Raw genomic sequence first — 22,239 nt, 5'->3', positions numbered from 1 at the left:
ATACCCGCACTATGAAATTAACGATTTGGGGAGCAGCACAGCAGGTAACAGGCAGCATGCATCTTTTGCAGCTTGACCATTATAATATTCTGGTTGATTGCGGCTTGGATTATGAAAAAGACACTTATCAGGAAGAAAATCAATACTTTCCATTCGATCCGAGCGAAATCGATCTTGTAATACTCACTCACGCGCATATTGACCATTCGGGGAATTTACCGACACTTGTTCGTATGGGTTTCGAAGGTCAGGTTCTTTCTACTTCTCCAACAGCGGATCTTGCAGAATTGCTGTTATTAGATTCCGTAAATATATTTCTTAGTAAACAGCAAAAACATTCTAAACATAAACATAGAAGATCATCAGGCCCACAACCACTTTATCTTCATAAGCATGTGACGGAAACAATGGAACGCTTTGTTACCGTTGCCTTTCATAAGAATTTTGAAGTAAATGAACAGCTGTCCGTCACTTTCATACCTGTTGGGCACTTACTGGGCGCTGCGGCAGTAGTATTGACAGTCAAAGAAGGAAAAGCGTACAAGAAAATTGCGTTTACCGGTGACATTGGCCGCAACGGCTATCCGGTGTTGGTAAATCCAGATCCGATCCCCCAGGTTGACTATTTAGTTATTGAATCTACTTATGGCGGAAGGGTACACAGCACGGATACCAATCTTCAAGATAAGTTAGTAGAGACTATCAATGAAACTTGTGTGAAGTTTCCTGGTAGATTGATTATTCCTGCATTTAGTATTGGCCGCACTCAATCTCTGGTTTATTCTCTTAATAAGATCTTCAGTGAGGGCTTGCTACCCCCGGTCAAGATATTCGTAGATAGTCCATTGGCAAGCTATGCAACGGACATTTACAGGAAACATCAGCATTTACTTAATGAGGAGTCACAGGATTTCTATCGGCGTAAAGGAGATGAGTTTGAATTTGAAGAACTTACCTATGTCCAAGATAAGAGGGAGAGTTTGTCAGTTTCTAATTATCATGAGCCCTGTATCATCATTTCTTCAGCAGGTATGCTCGAGGGTGGAAGAATTCAGGATCATTTGTACTATAACATTCAAAATTACTATTGTACCATACTTATTATAGGATATTGTGCGAAGGGAACTTTAGGAAACAGGCTCCTAAGAGGAGATCCAATTGTAAGATTAAGGAACCGGGACCTCATGGTTTACGCAACTATTAAGCAAACAGATTTATTGAGTGGACACGGGGATCATAATGATTTGGTTAATACAGTAAAAACTCAAAACCCAAAGGAGATCAAAAAGGTCTTTCTTGTTCATGGTGAAATCAAAAGTATGACAAGTCTTTCTCTAGCCCTCGAAGACGAAGGATATCGAGTTGAAATGCCTTTAAAGGGTGTATGTTACGACATCTAGTAAGCATTTTCTGCTAATTGTATCAAAAAGTGGACATCCTTAATTAGCAAATATTGCGGATTCTATTATTTCAGTTACCTATAATGCGACTTGTAAAGTCTTGACCTTTAGACTCATTAAGTTAAAAAATCACTGCTTATCTGATTTGGCAGGATTATTACGTATAGCAATCTGTTCACTAGAACGCGAACTTTTTAATATTAACTTAAGAAAAATGAAATCAAAATTTACAAAAGCGGCAATGATAGTTTCCCTGGTCGGATTATCGTCGCAATTATTTGCACAAGATGATGCAAAAGTATCAGGGGATAGGTTCTCAAAAAAGGATTTCCGTACCTGGTCAATCGGATTGAACGGTGGAATGTTGACTCATTATACTCCGTTTAACAACAGATCTAACGGTGATTTCAGTACACCTTATGAGCAATGGGGATATGGAGGTTATATCAAAAAGCAAATTCTTCCTGGCTTTGGTATCCAAGCGGATTTTTTAGCAGGAAAAGTTGAAGGTGGTAGACCAAACGGTGGTGTACTTCCAGCCGACGCGCGTTTTACTTCTACAATCGATTGGTCAGCAGCTTTAAGCGGTAACTTTACTATTGCTAACATGAGCCTGAATCAGAAAAGGAATATTTTATCACCTTATTTAACTGCAGGTGCTGGTTACATGTCTTCTAGTGCAAACACAGATGCAGTTGGAGCTGGTATAGGAAATACTTCCTTCACAGAAAACTGGTTTGTTCCAATTGGAGCCGGCTTCAAGTTTGGCGTATCAAAAGGAGTTAACATTGATCTTGGTTACACAGTTAACTTTATGAAAGATGGTAATTTTGATGGAATTCCAAGTGATGCTAATGATAGGTTCTCTTATGCACATGCTGGTATAGAAATCGCTTTGGGTAGAAAAGGAACTTCTCAACTACAAAATTTCAGTGCGATTGCTGCTTTACGTGAAGCAAGTGCTGCAGAAAGCGCTGAACTTAAAAGACAATTAGCGACATCTGAAGAGAATGCTAGAAGAGATAGAGAAGCAGCCGCTGCTAAATATGCTCAGGAACTAGGTGATGATGATGCTGATGGTGTAGCTAACAAATTTGATAAATGCCCAGGCACAACTTCAAATACAGTTGTTGATGGAGCAGGTTGTCCATTGAAAGCGCCAGCACAAATAGTAAGAGAGAAAATTGTTATTACCGAAGCAGATCGTAAAGTAGTTGATGAAGCCATCAGAAACTTAGAGTTTGATTTAGGTAAAGCTACTATCCGTTCAACTTCTAATGCAACACTTGATCGAGTAGCTGCTTTATTAGTAGAGAAAAACTTCAGCTTGAAATTAGCTGGTCACACGGATAACAGTGGTTCAATGGCGTTAAACCTACGTTTGTCTAAAGACAGAGCAGAATCTGTTAAAGCGTATTTAGTTTCTCAAGGTGCTAACGCATCTAGAATTGAAGCAACAGGCTACGGACCTAATCAGCCAATTGCAAGTAATAAAACTGCAGATGGTCGTCAGAAAAACCGTCGTGTTGAGTTCTCATTGTTTTAATGATAGAAACATCGGAACATTTATTCTTCAATGAATGAATTAAACCAACTTATTAACTTTTAGAAATGGGCCTGTATCATATATTGATGCAGGCTCATTTTGTATAGGCAAACTTAAGAACAACAAATTTGTTAAAATCATATAAAAACGTAATTATTATGGAAACTTCTAAGAAACCTCTAAAGGATCACCCCGAACTCAAAGTTGATCAAAGACTTAACCTTGGCTTGGATGCAGATCAATCTTCAGATGAGCAAGAGAGAATGTATAATACTGATAATGATCAAGTATCGGGCAATACTGACGAACCAGTACATTCCCCTTTGGATGACAAATGATAAGTTTGGCATGATTTTTCTTAACCATGTGTATTACACACTTAATTTAAAATTATGAAACGTATATTTTCAATACTAGGAATCGTAGCAATGCTTTCAGCATGTTCCAATAATGCGAAACTAGAAGAGGCTGCAAAGCAACAAGCAATCACAGCCGTTAAGGATAGTTTGAAACTTGATAGCTTCAAAAAAGTAGAACAAGAACGTGTGGCTGTTGCTGCAAAACAAGCAGAAGATGAAAGAGTAGCTGCTAGAGTACGTGAGGAAAAACGTGAGCTTTTGTTGGCAGAGAGGAATGAAGCAGCTCCTTCTCCAAGAAGTTACTCTGAAACTCCTACAACTACCACTAAGAAAAAAGGATGGAGTTCTGCAGCGAAGGGTACTGTGATTGGTGCAGGTGCTGGAGCTTTAGGCGGTGTACTTATAGATAAAAAAGATGGAAGAGGTGCGATCATCGGCGGCCTTGCTGGTGCCGGTGCCGGATATTTAATCGGTCGTGATAAAGACAGAAAATCTGGTAGAGTGCAGCCTAAAAATTAGGTCAGTTTATACCATTTTAAGTAGAGCCATTAGATAAAACTAATGGCTCTATTTTTTTTAGGCAAAATTCTCAGTAAAATCGTTTATTCACAATTCGTTTTGGCTAAATATTTCGTATGTTCGTTAAGAATTAAGTGATAATAATTACTTGCTTAAATAAATTTAAATGGCTAAGAAGCAGATATTAGTTGTGGATGACGAGATTAGCATACTTAAGTTGTTGAATTTTGTCTTGTCCAAGGAATATGATTTGGTCATCAAAAATAGCGGTGTAGAGGCGCTAACGTGGTTAGAAGAAGGTAATTCGCCTGCTTTGATACTTTCCGATCTGGAAATGCCGTACTTCGACGGCACCTCCTTCATTCATAATTTAAAGATTAGCGGATTTTACAGAGACACTCCCGTGATCATTTTGTCTGGTGCCATCAATCTTAATGAACGGGTTTCCAAAATGAATTTTGAACTTGATGATTATATTCCAAAACCGTTTAATCCTGTGCAGTTGAAAGAAGCTATCTCAAATGTTTTCAAAAAGTATGAAGCCGTTGCAAACTAATCATAACATGCAAAACAGTCAACATTCAATAACGCTCCTGTTTTCTTCTGCATTATTTGAATCTGAACTCTTACCAGAGCTTTCCTCACAGTTTTCCCTACACGCAGAATCAAATGTAAGCTCCTTAGAGAGCTATCTCAGGGAGCAATCCTTATTTAGTTTGCCTGACGTGATCCTTCTTGAGGTAGACGAAGAGCTGAAGTGTTTTGAATTCGTGAGGATGCTTAAAAGAAATGCTTTATTGAAAGGGCTGGTCATTATTTTACTGGCTAAAGAAAAGCAGGATAGCATTCGTAAGCTGGCTATGGAACATAAGGTTAATGACCTATATTTCTCGCCAATCCCTGTTCAGGATCTTTGTGAACGTATCGTTTTCCTTGTTAAGTTTAAGTTAATAAAGCCTGAATTTGCTGAACTATCTCAAACCGACTATAGTTATAAGATACCAACATTTAAACGCGTATTTGACATTGCTGTTGCTGGTACTGCCTTACTTTTACTTTCGCCGTTGTTTCTGATCATTGCGGCGCTCGTAGCACTTGAGTCGAAAGGCCCCATAATCTTTAAAAGCAAAAGGGTAGGTACTGGTTATAAAGTGTTCGACTTTTACAAATTTCGATCTATGCGTTCTGGCGCCAGTGCCGAACTAAACGCCTTAGGTGACTTAAATCAATACAAGGCCGAAGATACTGCAAAGAGTGTTTTCGTGAAGCTTAAAAACGATCCACGTATTACGAGGTTCGGCCAGTTTATAAGGACGTATTCCATAGATGAACTTCCTCAGCTCCTTAACGTCTTGAAAGGGGATATGTCGTTAGTAGGCAATAGGCCTTTGCCACTTTATGAAGCGGAAATGCTTACATCTAATGAATGGACGATGAGATTTCTTGGTCCAGCTGGCCTAACCGGCTTATGGCAGGTTAGCCGAAGAGGGAAAGCAGATATGTCTGAACGCGAGAGAAAGCGATTGGACAACTTTTACGCTCAGAATTATTCGTTCTGGCTTGACTTAAAAATCTTACTAAAAACACTACCCGCAACGGTTCAAAAAGAAAAGGTTTAATGCTTCGGGTATAGAAACAAAAAGGGGTTAACTTCGAAAGTTTAACCCGTTTTTATTTCTCTAAAGATTTACTGCTCTTCGCAATTCTGTCTGGTTATGTTCACACCGTTTAGAATAACATCAAACTCAGTCCTTCTGTTCATTTGTTGGTCTTCTTCAGAGCAAGGCACATCGTCGAAGCAACGATTAACTAAACGAGTCTTTCCGAAATACTCAACTTTGACCCTTGAAGGGCTAATCCCTTTAGCAATTAGATAGCTTTTGGATGCCTCCGCACGTCTCAATGAAAGGTTTTTATTATATTCATTGGTCGCCCGACTATCACAATGGCTGGAAGTGATAATCGTAATTTCCGGATGCTTCTTCATTAATGCGACAAGTTCATTTAACGCCGGTCTCGCATCCGGTCTGATGTCACTTTTATCTAAGTCATAGTATACATTTTGAACGGCGAATAGCATTTTTAAAGAGTCACAGTTTTTTAAGATAAACTTCTGAGGGGTTCCTGTTTTATTTAATTTAAGGTCCAATCGTAGAACTGTGTCTTTATCCACTCCTACAGAAGTTACAAAACCGATTTCGTTGATATACCCCTGTTTCTGTGCAGTCGTCTCGTAGTCAGTTTCTCTTGGCATCTCTCGTCTAAACTCCCCCTTTGCGTTCGTACGAATAGTGTCGGTACCATCTAAGTGTTTTAATAGAATTCTACTACCAGCTAAAGGTAGTCTTGTATTCCGGTCTGTGACTGTTCCTTCTAAAACAATAGTATTTGTAATCCGTTTAAACAAGTATATATCATCGTCGCCACGTCTGTTTGAAGAAAAGTAACCGGTTCTATTATCATTTGATCTGACCAACCCAAAATCATCCGTAGAAGAGTTAACAGGAGCACCAAGGTTTCTCACCGCAGAGATCGGTCTCAAGTCTTTCAGCCGTACCTCAAACAAGTCCAGCCCGCCTAATCCTGGATGCCCTGTAGAGGCGAAGATTAGATTGTTATCCTTTTCGAGATTAGGGAACACCTCATTGCCTTCGGTGTTGATCTGTTTACCCATATTTATAGGCCTGGTCCACTGCCCATTCCCCGATCTTACACAGTAATACAAATCCGTACCTCCATATCCACCTGGCTTATCAGATGCGAATATCAAAATGTTTCCATCCTTACTCAGCGAAGGGTGGCCATTAGAATATTCATTGCTATTGTAGGGGAATTCTAGAACCTTACTCAAATTATTACCAAAAGCAGTATACAATTTCAGCTTGTTAATACCGTCTTTACTTATGCGTGCTGAACCACCAACATAATTATTTCTGGTAAATATTAGCGATCCATTCGGAAATACTGCCGCCGGACCCTCATGAACTTTGGTATTTACGTTCCCGCGCAATAATTTAAGATTCACTTTGTCTGCAAGTAACACCGCGATAGTGTCTCTTTGAAGTGATGAGGTATACTGATTTAACGTTTTGGTATCATTACTCGTTGGCGGGGTGTCGTCGTCATTCCGCCTCAACCTTTTAGAAGTACTATTTTGTGCTTGTTGCAACAGACTATCTGGATCGATAGTGTTTACATCCTTGAGTAACACTGTAAAGAGATTGCTAAAGGGCGTATTGTTCCACAAAAAAGTACCTCGGGGAGATTTCGGAGCAAGTCTATTACTACTAAACATTAATCCTTCTTTGTAAAAGATCGGGGAGTAGTCAGATCCCTGAGAATTGATATTTAGGTATGATACTTTCCAAAGTCCTGGATTTTTTATCAGGTTACCAATGTTCGTACGAACAAAGGCTGATGCCCGCTTATCCACTGGTACCAAAGAAAGGTACTTCCTATACCACTTTTCTGAAGCCTCATACCGCTGTTTGTTAGCTAAAACTTCAGCATAAGATAACGCCCATTCAGGTTTAACTGTTTTTTGAGAACTTAACTTTTCATACCATTTCAGTGCACCATCGTAGTTTTTGACCATTTTGTAGCTGTAAGCTAACATATCCTGGGCACTTATATTGGTAGAATCCTTCGCCAGTATTTCAGTGAAAAGCGAGATTGCACTTACATATTTTAAAGACTTAAATTCTGCAGTCGCCTCCCTTATTGCATTGCCGTTCTGTGTCTGAGTGTATCCCTGAGTAATAAAAGATCCCAGCAAGGTGAGAACGATGACAACGTATTTGATAGTTATTTTCATGTTAGAAAAATCTTGGAGATAAATATTTGCCTCTTGAAAACCCAAACTCATAACGAAGCATGATTTCGTGGCTGCCGCTATTAAATCCTTGCAAAGCTGTAAGGCTATGGTCATAACTATAACCAATACGAACATTTTCAGTCGCCTGTATTTCTATTAATGCAGATATGTCGGCACTGGTTCGGTATTGTATCCCTACTCCAAGCGCTTGTTTGATCCATAGAGTCGCGTTTAAATCAGCTTCAAGAGGAGCTCCTTTAACGCCTTTTATCAAAAAAGACGGTTTAAGGTCCAGGTCCTCTGAAACTGGAAATACATAACCGGAAGCTAAAAACATATGCACTTCTTGCTTACCAACCAGCGTGGTCCCATCTGAACTTTGATTGAGTTGGTTGGGTAGCAAGTCCTGCGCTGATAGGCCAACATAGAATCTATCAGAGTTATAATAAACTCCGGTTCCGAAGTTAAACAGTATCTTATCGACATTTTCAGCAAATGCAGGATCGTAGGCAGGAATTGACTCCAGAGGTACATTTGTTAAGTTACGTTTGTACTGTTGCACATTACCCTGGATGCCGAAGCTTAGCGATCCTTTCTCCATTCTAATTCTGTAAGCTCCACTAATGGCCGCCCCATTTGTTTGCTCCACACCAAGCTTATCAGTAATAAACTGCAGGCCTAAACCAATTCGTTTGTCCCATAGGGGCGCATCTATTGAAAGTGTTCCGGTTTTTGGAGCCCCTTCTATGCCGGTCCATTGGTTTCTATATAATGTGGTGGCCGACAATACATTTCTGCTTCCTGCATAAGCGGGGTTAATTGCAAGTGTATTAAACATGTATTGGGTATACATTGCATCTTGCTGTGCTTTCACGTTTGTGGTCAACAAGTTAATTGCAATGCAAAATATAAGTGGTATAAATCTTTTCATTATCTGTTGATAGTTAAGTGGCCAACTCTTTTTTCCTGACCATCGATAGTCACAATATAGAAGTACGTTCCAGTAGGTACGTCATCACCGATATGGATGCCCATATTTGTTTTACCGTCCCAGGTGTTTTCGTACGCATTAGATTCATAGATCTTATTAGACCATCTGTTAAAGATTTGTAGTCTGACAGATCTTCCTTGAATATTCTCCAGGACAAATCTGTCGTGTATTCCATCGCCATTGGGAGAAAAGCCTCCAGGAATAAATAGATCTTTGAATATTAAAAGCGCCGGAGTTGGTGTAGCAGAAGTATATATCCCATTTGCGTCAGGCACTGGATTCAGCCCATCACTCGAGTCGTCTTTTACCTCAGAATTATCGAGTGAAGAACTGCCCTTAATTTGGGCGCTATTGTTATACGTCCCCCCTGATTTTGTCAAAGTGACATTGATTTCAAGGTCTATATATGCGCTTAAGCTAGATTGGATCAAACTGGTTGCAAGTAGCACTTCTTTCACTGAAGTTCCGTTATAGGCGCTATTGACTTGTAATTCACCTGTCGAAGTCAAACTTTTGACAGCAATTATTGCCCCGGGGAAAGTCAAGAACAGATCGTCTATTAAACTTAAGCCGGTAATTGCATAGCTGTTAGGATTGATTACTGTAAAGCGGTATTTCAAAACATAGCTTCCATCTGTGTTTTTTACAGTGGAAGTTAACGCTTTACCCAAGCCAATTTGTGCTGGTTTAGGTATCGTAATGGTAACCGTTCCTGGTAACGATTCGACATTATTACAATCCTTATAAACATAGGTAAAGTTGTCTGCGCCGAAATAAGTTGCTGGAGGGGTTGGGGTATAGATCACCTCATTGGTAGCGCTCACCGTTAGTGTGCCATGAGTCGGCGGCGTTTTGATAACAATGGTGCCACATGCAGGCAAAGGAATATCAATTTTCTTTGGCTGACCGTATGGAATATTGACTGGCAAATCTGGTGCTTTTGCTATTGCTGAAACCACGTTGATAGTAACGGTTATGGGATCTGACTCTAAACCGTCAACTGTTGTTAGCTTATAGGTAAAGGTGTCTGTCCCAGTAAAGCCGGCGGATGGTGTATATATCATCGTTCCTGCAACGTTAAGGGTTACGGTGCCTTTGCCCGGTTGGGTTATTGCAACTGCGGAAGTTCCTGCCTTGCTGATGTCGTTAAGTTTTAAATCTAACGTCACAGGGGTGTTGATAAGGGTTGTCGTATTATCTGGGGAACCAACTGGTTTAACGTTGACAACAACATTAATCGGGCTTGAATCTACTCCGTCTGTTCTCAGTCTATAGGTGAAGGAGTCTTTTCCACTAAACCCGTTATTAGGTGTGTAGGTTACTGTTCCGTCAGGGTTAACCAAAGCGGTCCCATTGAACGGTTCTGAATTTTTTATTACAGTAGCGTTTGTAACATTGACATCATTATTGATAACAGGAATAGTTACCGCTACATTAGTTCTCGTATTTGCAAGATCATCAACGCCGCCAGATTGTTTGTAGGTATCAATTGTTACGTTTCTGATCTCGTGAAAGTTAGTCTGATAGCCAGTTGATGATGCCAAGCCATATCGAAGTAGGGGTGGTGCAGCTTCTGCATATAAGAAGTTATCAATTACAGTTGTCGTAACCATTGGATTACCTCCTCTTGTGATTTTTACTGTAATATAATAACCTGGTCCGGTCTTGTTTGGAATCATGTCCAACATAACTCTTCTATAACCAGTTGTATTCTGATTAGGCTCCCTTATTGCTCCGTTACCGACCAAATTAAAGCCTGGACTACCATTTATTGGGAAGTCATTTAGTACACGCACAGTGGTTAGAAACTGGTAGTTACCGGCAGTTAAAGAACTACCGTTGCCCTTTCCTCTTAATGTTACAGATTGCGGCCGCAAACCGGGTATTCCCCCAGACCTGCCTTCGGTCGGATTTGAGAAATTACCATACTCATCCAAACCTATTGCCATGTAGCCTTTGCTCACGCCTTCGGAAATCGGATTGGTCGTGGTAATTTGTGCATAACCGAGTGAACCTCCGAAACCCCCGATGGTAAATTTGTCATCTACACTCGCATCGAATAAAAAGAAACTAATACCATCGGCCCCGTCGCCTCCATAGATATAATATTCAAATTCTATACTCAGACCCTGGGTTGAAGGAAGGTTTACATTGCTATAGATATAACCCTTCTGGTCTTGCTTATTACTTGTCAACCTTAAATATCCTGCACCTGTAGGATCAACAGGAGTACCAGAGTGCACACCATTTTCAAACTTTGCACCCGCGGCAGTTAAAAAAGCCGATGCGTTCCCGCCAAAGCTTATGCCATTGGCAGTACTATTTCTGAAACTTTCAACATACGGAAATTGTGCTTTTGCCTTCGGGATAAAAAAGAGAAACGTCAATATCAATATGGAGTATTGTAGATGTTTATTCATATGTTATATCTAGTTTAAAAATAAACCGTTAAGTTGTTGAAGGTAACGCCTGCCCAGGCAAACGATGGAGCCCTCCAGGCAGAAACACGATTGAAACGTCAAAAATGGATAATTGAGCGACCAGAACGGATATTTATGCACCTTTTGATTGATTTAGTGCAATATTAAGCATTTAAAATGTGGTTTCTAACCTCGGTATGTGTAAAGAATTTTAGGGTTATAAAAAGATTTTATGTGTTTCCCAGTTTAAATCCACTTGATATAATATTCTTCTAAGGTTTATTATTGTAAATTAGTTATTGACTATACATATTATTACTTTATTTTTACTACCTCATAGAATACAGGAACAGAACATGAGTCTAAAATTTACCTATTCACTTATCTTATTATTTCTAATCACTCAATCCGCCAGGTCCCAAGAAAGTATTCTGAATGATTTGTCTTATTTGTACATGGAAAAGCTGATTGCCGTTGCAAAAGAAAACTATCCCCGTCAAAAGATCTTTGCACAGCAAGTAGACTTAGCTAAGGCGAGATTACAATCTGAGAAAAGTTCCTGGCTCGACCCTTTCAGTTTTTCTTACAATTACAGATCGAATACAGAGAATGGAAACAACGTTGATTTTCAAACAGCTGGTATATTACTCAGCGGATATCAATTCGGAGTTACTTTAAGTCCGAGTATATTTTTAAGAAACCCTTCTAATATAAAAGCAGCCCGGGAAGATGTGAAAATCGCAGAATCATCGAGGGCTGAATATGATCTTACACTCGAATCCGAAGTCAAACGCCGCTATTTAACCTATTTACAAGCATTTAACGTACTTAAATTGCGTTCTAAAGCGGTGATTGATATCGAATCCACCTTTAAGTTGATAAAGTCGCGGTATGAGAGAAACGAAGTGACCTTTGAGAATTACAATAGTGCATCTATAGCGCAATTACAGGCTCATGAGGCCAAGATCGTCGCGGAGGCAGCGTCGGCATCGTCAAAGATTTTATTGGAAGAAATGCTTACTAAGAAACTGGAAGAGATAAAATAATGGAAGAGATAAATCTTTTTTTACGCCTGCTTAAAAAATACCTTTACATCCTAATTATAATACCAATTATTGCCGTTATCGTTACTTTTTTCTTAGTACGTAACCTTCCCGACACTTATCTCTCAATGGCTCAAATATCCACAGGTATAGTGGATGAAACTCAAAACGTTCTTTTGACTAAGGAGGAGGCAACCAAAACCTCGGAAGTCAGTCAGAAGTTTGCCAACCTGGTGGAGGTCATGCGTCTTAAGAAATTACTTGATCAGGTCTCTTACCAATTAATAATTCATGACTTAACGTCGAGCACACCCTATAGAAAGCGCAGTAAATTAATCACCTCCTTACCAAAGAGCGTACTGGATAATGCTTTAAGAACATATAAGGAAAACTTTCAGGAAACTCAAGGGCTAAACTTATGGAATAAAGAGCAAAGTGTCTTCTACGAAATACTGCGTTCAATGGACTATGATAGCGAATCGCTAAAAAGTAAACTGAGAATTGGAAGAGCTGGTGATAGTGATTTTATCAATATAGAGTACGAATCAGAAAACCCTGAATTATCTGCATTTGTGGCTAATACTTTGAGTTCTGAATTTATTAAATATTATACGGTCTTAGTCAAAACTAATCAGCTTAAGGCTAATAAGTTCCTGGGTAACCTTCTTGCTGAAAAGAAGATGCTTATGAACCAAAGCGTACAGGTTTTAAGAAATTATAAAGTCACCAATCGGGTTCTGAATCTGGACGAACAATCCGGACAACTTTATGAGCAAATCTTGCTGTTCGGTAACAGACGCCAGGAGGCTTTAGAAGGAATCGCTGCTAAAGGTGGCGCACTTCGTCAGATCGACTCGAAATTTAATCCTAAAGAACGAGGATACCTGGAGTCTACTTTAACTAAAGTGAATCAGGACATCATGGGCACCCGCGAAGATCTCAGAAACCTGTATGATCTTTATATCGACAATGACTTTGAACCTGGCTATAAAAGATCAATAGACTCATTACAACAAGTACTTGGCGCTCAGATCAATTCATCGACCGACCAGTTCATCTATAATCCCTTGGTATCTAAACAAGCACTTGTAGAGCAAAAGCTTAGAATGGAGATCGAGCTGGACTTAGCGAAGTATGGAATGAATTCCATGCAGAAGCAATTAAAAAGTCTTAACTCGCAGTTTGATGAATTAGTTCCTCATGAAGCAGACGTCCAGAGTATGGAAAGAGATGTAGAGGTAGCCAGTAAGGAATACCTGGATGTTTTAGATAAGTTCAATCAGAGCAGTTTAGAATCTGCTTTTTCTGTAAGATTGAAATTACTGCAGCAGGCAATGCCAGGCTTGGCTCAGCCTTCAAAGAAGATGCTACTGGTTATCCTTAGTGGAATGATCGCTTTTGCATTTTGTATCTTAATCATATTTATTTTGTTTTTTATCGACAATAAAATTAGAACTCCTAAGGATTTAGCAAATAAGTCAAAGCTTCCGGTATTAGGATTCTTAAAATCTATGAAAGGTTCTATCGTCGATCTCGAGAAGATTTGGCGGGCAAATACTGATGAATCGATATTAAGAGGATTTAAAAATCAGCTTCGTTCAATAAGATTTGAGATTGAAAATGACTTTAAAGAAAAGGTCTTAGTCATTACCAGTCTGAAGGAAGGGGAGGGAAAGTCGTTGTTAACCTTAAGTCTTGCTTACGCATGGAAGATGACTAATAAACGGATTTTAATTATCGATGGTAATTTTAAGAATCCAAAAATTAGTAATAGTATAACACCTACAATGTATTTGGAGGATTATTTTACTGGAAATACTAAACTTTCTGACCTGGTCATTCAGTCGTCCTTTGAGTTTATGGCAAACAGGGGTGGAGACTTATCAATTTTTGAAATCGTTAATGAGACCGTTATAAAAGAACGGCTGGATGATTTAAGAACTATGTTTGATATCATCATTATTGAGACAGCAGCCTTAGATCAATTAAATCTTTCAAAGGAATGGATATTATTCGGAGATAGGGTGGTCGGAGTGTTTGAGGCGAATCAATCTTTGAACGAAGAGAAGAAGCAAAACATTGGCTATCTGGAAGCACTTGGTAACAGATTTTCCGGTTGGATCCTAAATAAAGTACCAGTTGATAAAGTAGCCAAAGGCATATGAGTTTTCTATTAATTATATGGATTATCCTGCAGATTTCAATCGGTTATAATCTGGTATTGCCATTCCTATTGTGGTTCGCCTGGAGAATAAGTGGACGGAAATCTTTGGCAAACGCTAATGGAGCGGTAATTGTTGCCGAGGCGGACTATGCTATAATTGTAACTGCCTACGAACAAACTCAATCCTTAAGCGCTGTAGTTGATTCAATTTTGAAGATGGATTATCTAAACTACATTGTCTATATAGTGGCCGATAAATGCGACGTATCGAACCTGCAATTCACAGATCCAAGGGTGATTGTCTTAAGGCCACCTGTGGTTCTTGGAAGCAACACCGCTTCTCATAGGTATGCAATTAATAACTTTATAAGAGATCATGAACGTCTAACAATTATTGACAGTGACAACGTCCTTCATACTGATTACTTAAACCAGTTGAACTTATCCTTTAATAAAGGGTTTATCGCTGTCCAAGGATTGCGAATGGCTAAAAACACAGATACAACGATCGCCTGTCTGGATTCTGCACGGGACATTTTCTACCATTTTTACGATGGAAGAGTATTGTTCGATCTTGGTTCATCTGCAACTTTGGCCGGTTCCGGGATGGCTTTCACGAAGGGATATTACCAGGACTTTTTAAAACAACATCAAGTAGATGGCGCTGGCTTTGATAAGGTACTTCAAAACTACATTGTAAGCCGCGGGGATAGAATTGCCTTCAATGAGCTGGCTATCGTATACGACGAAAAATCATCTAAATCAGAGCAATTGGTAAACCAACGTTCCCGGTGGATCAACACCTGGTTTAAGTACTTTTCGTATGGTTTTGCACTAGTCCGGAAGGGCGTAAGTAGTGGATCGCTTAACCAATTTCTTTTCGGAATGACCTTATTAAGACCGCCTTTATTCATTTTTCTGTTACTATCTATTCTCTTTTTGCTTTTCAACTTATGGTTTGCACCATTAGTCTCCGTCCTGTGGATTTTAGGTATGTTGCTCTTCGTTCTAAGTTTCTTTATTGCTTTGAAAAGTAGTGATACCCCTGCTATTATCTATAGGTCATTATCTAGGATACCTACATTCATGTTTCACCAAGTCATTTCGCTTATAAAAAGCCGTAATGCAAATAAAGCCTCTGTCGCAACTCTGCATTATCACTCAGACGGAATTCTAAATGCTAAAAAGCAGGAGTAATGAGAACGGAACCCCAGAAAAGGAAGGTAGATACCAACAAACTGCTCGATGCTCAACAAGATATTGCGAGGAGAGTGGCTATATTGGTCTGTTTCCTACTTGTATTCTATTTTTTTATTAAACTCCTCTTTTTATAATGAGCAGAACTAGTTACAAGCATGGAATAAGTACACCGTCAGAGACATTGTCTCAGTATCTGACGCGTATCTTCCTTGATGAAAAGCTCTTAAATAAAGAAGGGTTTTTGGTTTTAACTTTGTCTTCCATACTTAATGCGTTAATCGTCGGGAAATTTGGCATAACCGGTGCGGCCATGATTGTGATCTTACTGGTTGCGCTGCCTACTATATATGCCATTGTTGCCTATCCGAAATTTGGAATGGTCACATTGCTTTTCTCCTCCTATTTCATCATGTTCATCATTCGTATGAACTTGGTTGATTTCCCCCTGGGAACAGTCATGGATACTATACAGGCGCTGCTGATACTTGGCTTTTTTATAAAACAAAAGTCACATGCAGATTGGTCTATTTTTAAAGATGCTATCGGAATAGGTATGTTGGTTTGGATCGCATATAACGTGTTTCAGGTTGCAAATCCCGTGGCTGATTCCCGTATGGCATGGTTATACACTATCCGATCCGTTGCTGCTGTGATGCTAATGTATTTTATCTTTGTATACCATATAAAGACCATCCAGTTTATCCGATTTATTCTCAAGATGTGGTTGGCGTTAGGAGCTTTCGCTGCTATCTATGGATTCAAACAGGAATACGTTGGGTTTTTTGCATTTGAAGAGTTGTCGCTACAAGATGATCTTTTAAGAAGCCTTCTATTCATTGATGGTGTATGGAGGAAATTTTCCATTTTTTCTGACCCAGTTGCCTTTTCTTATAATATGGTGACTTGTAGTATCTTCTGTATTACGATGTTATTTGGGGATATGAAAGGATGGAAGAAGCTTGTTCTTTCAGCCCTTGCTGTACTCTATATCTGGTCTATGCTTTTCTCTGGAACCAGAGGAGCGTATGTAATGATACCGGCGGCTATCGGACTGCTTACCGTTATTAACTTCAATAGAAGGGTTTTCTTCTTTGCAATTGGGGCTGGGGTTTTGCTTTTTTTAGTGGTAAATACGCCGACATCTAACCAAAGTATCAAACGATTTCAGTCTGCATTCAAGCCTTCAGAGGATGCATCTTATAACGTTAGAACTATTAATCAAAAGCGAATTCAACCGTATATCAGAACTCACCCATTTGGGGGTGGTTTGGGAGCCACAGGCGCATGGGGGGCACGTTTCTCTCCCGGTTCATTCCTTTCCAAATTCCCGCCAGATAGTGGTTATGTGCGTGTCGCAGTTGAGATCGGCTGGGTGGGACTGATTGTGTTTTGTTCGTTAATATTTATCGTACTTAGGACGGGGATCAACAACTACTATAAGATTGATGATCCGGAACTAAAACGTTATTGCCTGGCAATGATTCTTATCGTTTTCGCTTATGCGCTAGGTAATTATCCACAAGAAGCGATCGTTCAGTTCCCCTCTAACATTTACTTTTATTTTTTCATTGCCTTATTAACAATAACCTTTAAGCTTGACCAAGAAATGAAGAAAGCAAAAGGTCCTGCTCTTCTAAATAAAACTAAAGTACTACCATCGTAGGTTTAAGATAATTAAATATGAATTTATTAACGGTTCCAGATTGGATTGCCAGATTCAATTTCCCTTATAAAGATTTTGGTGACATTCCCCAGTCAGCTTTTGATAAGATAAATAGCCAGCTTGATAGCATCCAATCTGAGCAGCCAGTTGTGAGCATATTAGTCTCGGCATATAATGAAGAGATCAATATCTTAAAATGCGTGGCTTCCTTAAGCGAAACGAAGTCCAAATTTCCACTCGAAATAGTGGTAACTAACAATAATTCTAACGACCGGACGCAGGATACGTTAGACCATCTGAAAGTTTCAAGTGTCTTTCAGGGCATTCAGGGATGGGGTCCCGCAAGGCAAAAGGGTTTAGAAACCGCAAAAGGCAAATATATATTATTAGCTGATGCCGACTGCATCTATCCCTCCACCTGGGTTGATGAGATGATTAACGTATTGTCGAAACCTGAAGTCGTTTGTGTCTATGGTCGGTACTCTTTCCTTCCTGAAAATGGGTTTCCAAGATGGAAGCTCTCCCTGCTTGAGCAACTTAAAAACGTAATAGCTGAATACCGTCATCTCAAACGCCCCTATTTGAATACCTATGGTATCAGTATGGGCTTCATTCGTGAATACGCTCTAAAAATTGGGTTTGTTATGGAGAAGGTAAGAGGGGAAGATGGAAGAATGGCTTTCGACTTGATGAAGTATGGCTCAATTAAACAAGTAAGATCAACCAAGGCTATTGTCTGGACAGGTCCCAGAACGCTTGAGCGCGATGGAAGTTTTTCAAAGGTGCTCAGAAACCGTATTGCTAAAGAGTTTGGTAGATTCTTTCAATTAATGACCGCAGAAAAACCACATGATACTAAAAAGTCTGGTAATGACTAACCTTCTTCTTCATGTTAACAGATAAAACCATATTTATCTTCGGAATAGCAAAGTACGATGGGCAGTTTGAGTCCACCAGTTACACCACCGCCAAATTCTTGGCTAAAGATAACGATGTATACTATATCGACTATCCCTATACGATCAAAGACTATTTTAATAAAAGAGACGACACTTTTTCAAAAAGACAGAAAGCGTTCTTTTCTCTGGATCATTGTTTAATCTCTACAGAAACTGCGCGGTTAAAGATTCTCATTTTGCCGCCCTTATTGTCCATAAACTTTCTCGCCGAAGGACCTCTATATCGGTTCTTACTAGACGTTAATGAGAAAATTATTGTTAACAGGGTTAAAGGTGTTCTTAAGAAAATTAAGGTATCGCAATTCGTTTTTATCAACTCTCATAATTTTCACTATCCCAATGTTGGACCAAAACTGAATGCAAAACTGTCTGTCTATCATTGTGTTGACCCGCTGGTCATCGACTATGATAGAAAACACGGAGTAGTTTCCGAAGCGCAGATCGTGGCTAGCAGTGATGTCGTTATATGTACAAGCAGACAACTCTATAGAGAAAAGCTGGTGCATAATGTCAATACTTACTTTATTCCTAACGCCGCCGATATCACTCATAGCTCGAAAGTACTTAACGAGGACTTGGAGATACATCCTGGATTACGCGACATTCCTCACCCTATTGTCGGTTACCTGGGTAATATAGAAAGGCGAATAGATTTTGATCTGCTTACTAAATTTGCAGAGGATCAAACCAATACCAGTTTGGTTCTTGTAGGTCCGGTTGTTGAAGAATATATACCGAAAGGGTTTAGACAATTAAAAAATGTTTACTTCATTGACAGGGTTCCCTACGAAGATATGCCTTCTGTAGTCAAGGGTTTCGATGTCGCCATCATTCCCTTTAAAAAAGATGAGGTAAGTGCCACAATCTTTCCATTGAAATTGTTCGAATACCTTGGCTCCGGAAAACCGACGGTGTTGACGGACTTTAATTTAGACTTGATGGAGTTCACAGGCTCTTCCGTGTTCTATTGCAAAGACAGCCTTGAGTTTATCACTGCAATCAAGGAATGCATTGATAACGATACGCTACAAGCGAGAGATCTTAGGGTTGCTATCGCTAAGGATCACACCTGGGAAAAAGTTCTACTTCAGTTCAGTACGCTGCTTCAGGAATTCTATGAGAAGAAAAACACCATTAGTGACTAGAAGTGACATTACAATACGTCACACCAAACAAACTTGTCTGTCATCACTTTCTTAGGATGTTCCTTACCTATTCTAAAGCCTAACCAATTCTTAGGCGCATAGACCGTGTTTTTCTTTTCAGACAGGTAAGCTGCCCACCATGCAAAACTACTATTCGATATAATTGCGATGTCTGAATTCTTAATGATCTGAAAATCAGTGATCTCATTATTAGAAGAGAAGATGTAATTGGGCTTTTCTTTGAAGTAAGACCGTACAAATTCTATATCATCACTAACAAAGAATACCTTATGATCGCTAATATCTCCTAAGTCGGTGAGCCTTTTTTCGAAATATTCCATCGGCAACGAGATGTCTCGTTTTCCATAATTTAAGTAGTCTGTTCTCCGGATATGGACAACAACTGTTTTGTAATTGTTAAAAACCTGCCCGTATTCAACTTCAAACCGGTCTGTAAACTCTTTTTTAATCTTGATATTTAGTCCGCCTATTATCTTTTTAACATAGAAGTCGGTCTGGAAAAAACCTTTATATATCGTCTGGTTCTTTACTACAACAATCTTAGGCACCTCTATACTCTGTATATAGACTTCATTAAACTTAAGTATCTTAGGCACGGCGCGTGCTAGAACCGAGTATGCCTTAGAACCCAACGTAAAGTTGTCGAAGGTTCCTAAATCAAAATATTTCGTTAAATAGCCATGATGGGGATTCACAAAAAAGAATGTTTTCCCTGGGTTATTTGTTTTTAAATATTGAAAAAACGCATATTGAAAGATCTGATTTCCTAGTCGACCAATAAACTTGACACCAATCATATTAATTCTTCTTTAAAATATATTTATTTAAAAACTCCGGGTAAAATTTAAAGGCATAGACAAAGGCATTTAATGGATTCACCCGTAGCTCCTTCCAAAGTATATATTGTGCAACGGAAAAGCCGAATATATTCGATATCAAGGTCGCATATGCAGCGCCAATGGTTCCGTACTTTTTGATGAAAAAGTAATTCAGAATAAGAATGACGAATGTGTTAACCACTACTACAATGAAGGTTATCCGCGTTTTGCCGATAGAGTCAATTATCACTCCGAACTGCCTCCCAAAGGGCCCTAAAACGCAATACAGTAGCGTTACATTTAGGATGGGGATTGTGTCCTGGTACTTGCTGCCAGCTAAAAGATTAATGATATAGCCATCGAAAATATATATAAATATTAAAGCAGGAATAACCATTGCCAGAATAGTACCGACAGACTTTTCATACAGATACTTTATTGCTGGCTTTCCCTCACTTTCAATACGTTTCGCACTTTGAGGAAACACAATTATCGCGACCGCATTGGTCGGGATATCGACCAGGTTCACCACTTTTACCGCAATACTAAAGGATCCTGAAGCAGCTGGTGAAATCATCCCGGCAAGCATCCACTGGTCAATTGTACCCGATAGAATTGAACTGAGAGAGGTAGCAAACGCGTATTTTCCATAATGAAATATCTTCATGATCCATCCCTTGCTAAACTCGTAAGCAAGATGGACATATCTTTTCGTATAGATCCAGGCTGCAATCAATCCCAGAGCAACGCTTATCATTTGGATGTATACCAATGAAACCAAATTCGTAGTTATTTTCAAAGAGAAACAAACCAGCAAAAAGCTAAACAGTACTAATCCCCGAACTAAACTACTTGCAAAAACGCCCTTGTAACTGAAATTGGCTTGTTCAATGCAATTTAATTGTGTGATTATACCTGAGAACAAGAAAACGATGTTATAAAGATGAAACATCGGCTCAAGCTCCGGTGCCTTAAGTAGTCGCGCTAACGCACCTGCAAACAATAGATTAAATATCACACAAATTACAGTCAGACTCACACTAATAGTAAGCGAGGCAGAAAGGATGCCCGTATGTTCGGATTTGTCAGAACTAGACATGAATTTAATTAAGGCGCTCTGTATCAACCCATTTCTCACAATTTCCAATATTGTGATAGTTTGCATGTAAATGCCCCATACTCCATAATCGTTTTTGCTGAGTAGCCGTACCAACACAAAGAAAGTTGCCAGATTGATAATGGTGCCAGAGAAATTTTGCAACAAATTTATTATCCCAGATTTGAGCCAATAGTTGTCTTTTTCGTTCTGGACTTTCTGCATTGTTTGATCTTTATATATTAACTGATTTCTCGATTTGGCCTCTTAATGTGATTCTGGTGGATTCTACCTTAGGATACTTTTATAATAATCATCTTAGATAATCAACATTAAATTTTACATGCCTGTAAATGTCCCTGACAAATGAAATCACTATATTATTACTTTGCCTAAGTTTGTGCCGGTTGATGGTACTTGGCTCATCTTCAGTATTTTCCTGAGTAAATAATTCTTGATAATTATTATAAAACAACGCCTTTCCTTTCCTCTTCAAAAATGTCATCATCATTTTATACTCTGCAGCGTCGCTCGGTATTCCCTCGATATAATGACCAAATTTGTCGCAAAAGTCGTTTCTTCGGAGATGCGGGTGATCGCTGTACATATAAAACTTCTGATAACCTGGATACCAGGGAAGAATCGAAAATTGCATCTCCGAGAAGTCACTATTATAAGACTTAAGAAAAGGATATTTAAAATAAGCGTAGAATCTAATTATGTCATACTCTTTGCTCGACTTCATGATTTCTAAGGCAATCTTGAACTTTGACGGAAACAATTCCTGTGGAACAAAATCTTCCTGGACATATAGAACATAGGGAGTTTTAACCGCGTACTGACCCTTATTAATATTATTCGCTAAGCCCCTGTTTACAGGTGTAGTCAATAGCGAGAAGTTGTATTTCTCGGCCAGCGCTTTAAGCTTGCTAATGGTCTCATCACTACTTTTATCATCAGACACTATAATGTGCTCAAACGAACAATCAAGACTCTTAAAGCTCAATAGCAGTCGCTCTAATGATTCACTTCTATTAAAATGTGTAATTAACAGTGTTACGCCTTCGAAAAACATCATAAG

At 39.2% G+C, this 22,239-nt stretch carries 18 protein-coding genes; 12 read left to right on the top strand and 6 right to left on the bottom strand.

Annotation, left to right across the window (positions count from 1 at the left end):
• The first annotated feature begins 11 nt into the window (after window positions 1-11).
• The 6 genes from WKF66_RS05865 to WKF66_RS05840 all read left to right on the top strand — a co-directional run bounded on the left by WKF66_RS05865 (window position 12) and on the right by WKF66_RS05840 (window position 5,443).
• Window positions 12-1,400: an MBL fold metallo-hydrolase gene (locus tag WKF66_RS05865; RefSeq protein ID WP_489673489.1), complete on the top strand. Its 1,389-nt coding sequence runs from the start codon at window positions 12-14 to the stop codon at window positions 1,398-1,400.
• Window positions 1,401-1,614: 214 nt separating this feature from the next.
• Entirely contained in the window at window positions 1,615-2,946 is a 1,332-nt protein-coding gene (locus WKF66_RS05860; RefSeq protein WP_489674215.1) for an OmpA family protein, read from the top strand.
• A 158-nt stretch (window positions 2,947-3,104) separates the two neighbouring features.
• Entirely contained in the window at window positions 3,105-3,284 is a 180-nt protein-coding gene (locus WKF66_RS05855) for a hypothetical protein (protein ID WP_489673488.1), read from the top strand.
• A gap of 54 nt (window positions 3,285-3,338) precedes the next feature.
• Window positions 3,339-3,824, top strand: a complete 486-nt coding sequence (locus WKF66_RS05850; RefSeq protein ID WP_489673487.1) for a membrane lipoprotein lipid attachment site-containing protein — start codon at window positions 3,339-3,341, stop codon at window positions 3,822-3,824.
• 166 nt (window positions 3,825-3,990) lie between these two features.
• Window positions 3,991-4,380, top strand: coding sequence for a response regulator (locus WKF66_RS05845; RefSeq protein WP_489673486.1), 390 nt, complete (start codon window positions 3,991-3,993; stop codon window positions 4,378-4,380).
• A gap of 7 nt (window positions 4,381-4,387) precedes the next feature.
• Complete coding sequence (locus tag WKF66_RS05840; protein ID WP_489673485.1) at window positions 4,388-5,443, top strand: sugar transferase; 1,056 nt, start codon at window positions 4,388-4,390, stop codon at window positions 5,441-5,443.
• Window positions 5,444-5,511: 68 nt separating this feature from the next.
• Here the strand turns inward: WKF66_RS05840 and WKF66_RS05835 are convergent, their stop codons facing one another.
• The 3 genes from WKF66_RS05835 to WKF66_RS05825 are packed head-to-tail and all read right to left on the bottom strand — an operon-like array spanning window position 5,512 to window position 11,049.
• Window positions 5,512-7,638, bottom strand: coding sequence for an OmpA family protein (locus WKF66_RS05835; protein ID WP_489673484.1), 2,127 nt, complete (start codon window positions 7,636-7,638; stop codon window positions 5,512-5,514).
• 1 nt (window position 7,639) lies between these two features.
• A complete protein-coding gene (locus WKF66_RS05830; protein ID WP_489673483.1) occupies window positions 7,640-8,569 on the bottom strand; it encodes a PorP/SprF family type IX secretion system membrane protein in 930 nt (309 codons plus the stop codon).
• Entirely contained in the window at window positions 8,569-11,049 is a 2,481-nt protein-coding gene (locus tag WKF66_RS05825; protein WP_489673482.1) for an Ig-like domain-containing protein, read from the bottom strand. Before WKF66_RS05825 ends, WKF66_RS05830 begins: the two co-directional genes overlap by 1 nt.
• A gap of 455 nt (window positions 11,050-11,504) precedes the next feature.
• On the opposite strand from WKF66_RS05825, the gene WKF66_RS05820 reads away from it, so the two are divergent.
• The 6 genes from WKF66_RS05820 to WKF66_RS05795 all read left to right on the top strand — a co-directional run bounded on the left by WKF66_RS05820 (window position 11,505) and on the right by WKF66_RS05795 (window position 19,223).
• The gene (locus WKF66_RS05820; RefSeq protein ID WP_489673481.1) at window positions 11,505-12,095 is read left to right on the top strand and encodes a TolC family protein; all 591 of its coding nucleotides are present in this window, start codon (window positions 11,505-11,507) and stop codon (window positions 12,093-12,095) included.
• Complete coding sequence (locus WKF66_RS05815) at window positions 12,095-14,257, top strand: lipopolysaccharide biosynthesis protein (RefSeq protein WP_489673480.1); 2,163 nt, start codon at window positions 12,095-12,097, stop codon at window positions 14,255-14,257. Before WKF66_RS05820 ends, WKF66_RS05815 begins: the two co-directional genes overlap by 1 nt.
• Window positions 14,254-15,453, top strand: coding sequence for a glycosyltransferase (locus WKF66_RS05810; protein WP_489673479.1), 1,200 nt, complete (start codon window positions 14,254-14,256; stop codon window positions 15,451-15,453). Before WKF66_RS05815 ends, WKF66_RS05810 begins: the two co-directional genes overlap by 4 nt.
• A gap of 136 nt (window positions 15,454-15,589) precedes the next feature.
• Window positions 15,590-17,119 (top strand): O-antigen ligase family protein, encoded by a 1,530-nt coding sequence (locus tag WKF66_RS05805; RefSeq protein WP_489673478.1) that lies wholly within the window; start codon window positions 15,590-15,592, stop codon window positions 17,117-17,119.
• Window positions 17,120-17,136: 17 nt separating this feature from the next.
• On the top strand, window positions 17,137-17,997 hold the full coding sequence (locus WKF66_RS05800; protein ID WP_489673477.1) for a glycosyltransferase family 2 protein: 861 nt from the start codon (window positions 17,137-17,139) through the stop codon (window positions 17,995-17,997).
• A gap of 11 nt (window positions 17,998-18,008) precedes the next feature.
• Window positions 18,009-19,223, top strand: a complete 1,215-nt coding sequence (locus WKF66_RS05795; RefSeq protein WP_489673476.1) for a glycosyltransferase — start codon at window positions 18,009-18,011, stop codon at window positions 19,221-19,223.
• 8 nt (window positions 19,224-19,231) lie between these two features.
• On the opposite strand, the gene WKF66_RS05790 is transcribed toward WKF66_RS05795, so the two are convergent.
• The 3 genes from WKF66_RS05790 to WKF66_RS05780 form a co-directional block, all read right to left on the bottom strand.
• Entirely contained in the window at window positions 19,232-20,041 is an 810-nt protein-coding gene (locus WKF66_RS05790) for an alpha-1,2-fucosyltransferase (protein ID WP_489673475.1), read from the bottom strand.
• Window position 20,042: 1 nt separating this feature from the next.
• On the bottom strand, window positions 20,043-21,383 hold the full coding sequence (locus tag WKF66_RS05785; protein WP_489673474.1) for a flippase: 1,341 nt from the start codon (window positions 21,381-21,383) through the stop codon (window positions 20,043-20,045).
• 88 nt (window positions 21,384-21,471) lie between these two features.
• Entirely contained in the window at window positions 21,472-22,236 is a 765-nt protein-coding gene (locus WKF66_RS05780) for a glycosyltransferase (protein WP_489673473.1), read from the bottom strand.
• Between the last annotated feature and the right edge of the window lie 3 nt (window positions 22,237-22,239).

Source organism: Pedobacter sp. (assembly GCF_037719805.1).
Taxonomy (GTDB): domain Bacteria; phylum Bacteroidota; class Bacteroidia; order Sphingobacteriales; family Sphingobacteriaceae; genus Pedobacter.
Note: the sequence above shows the minus strand (reverse complement) of the source record. Positions and strands in the feature narration are given on the sequence as shown.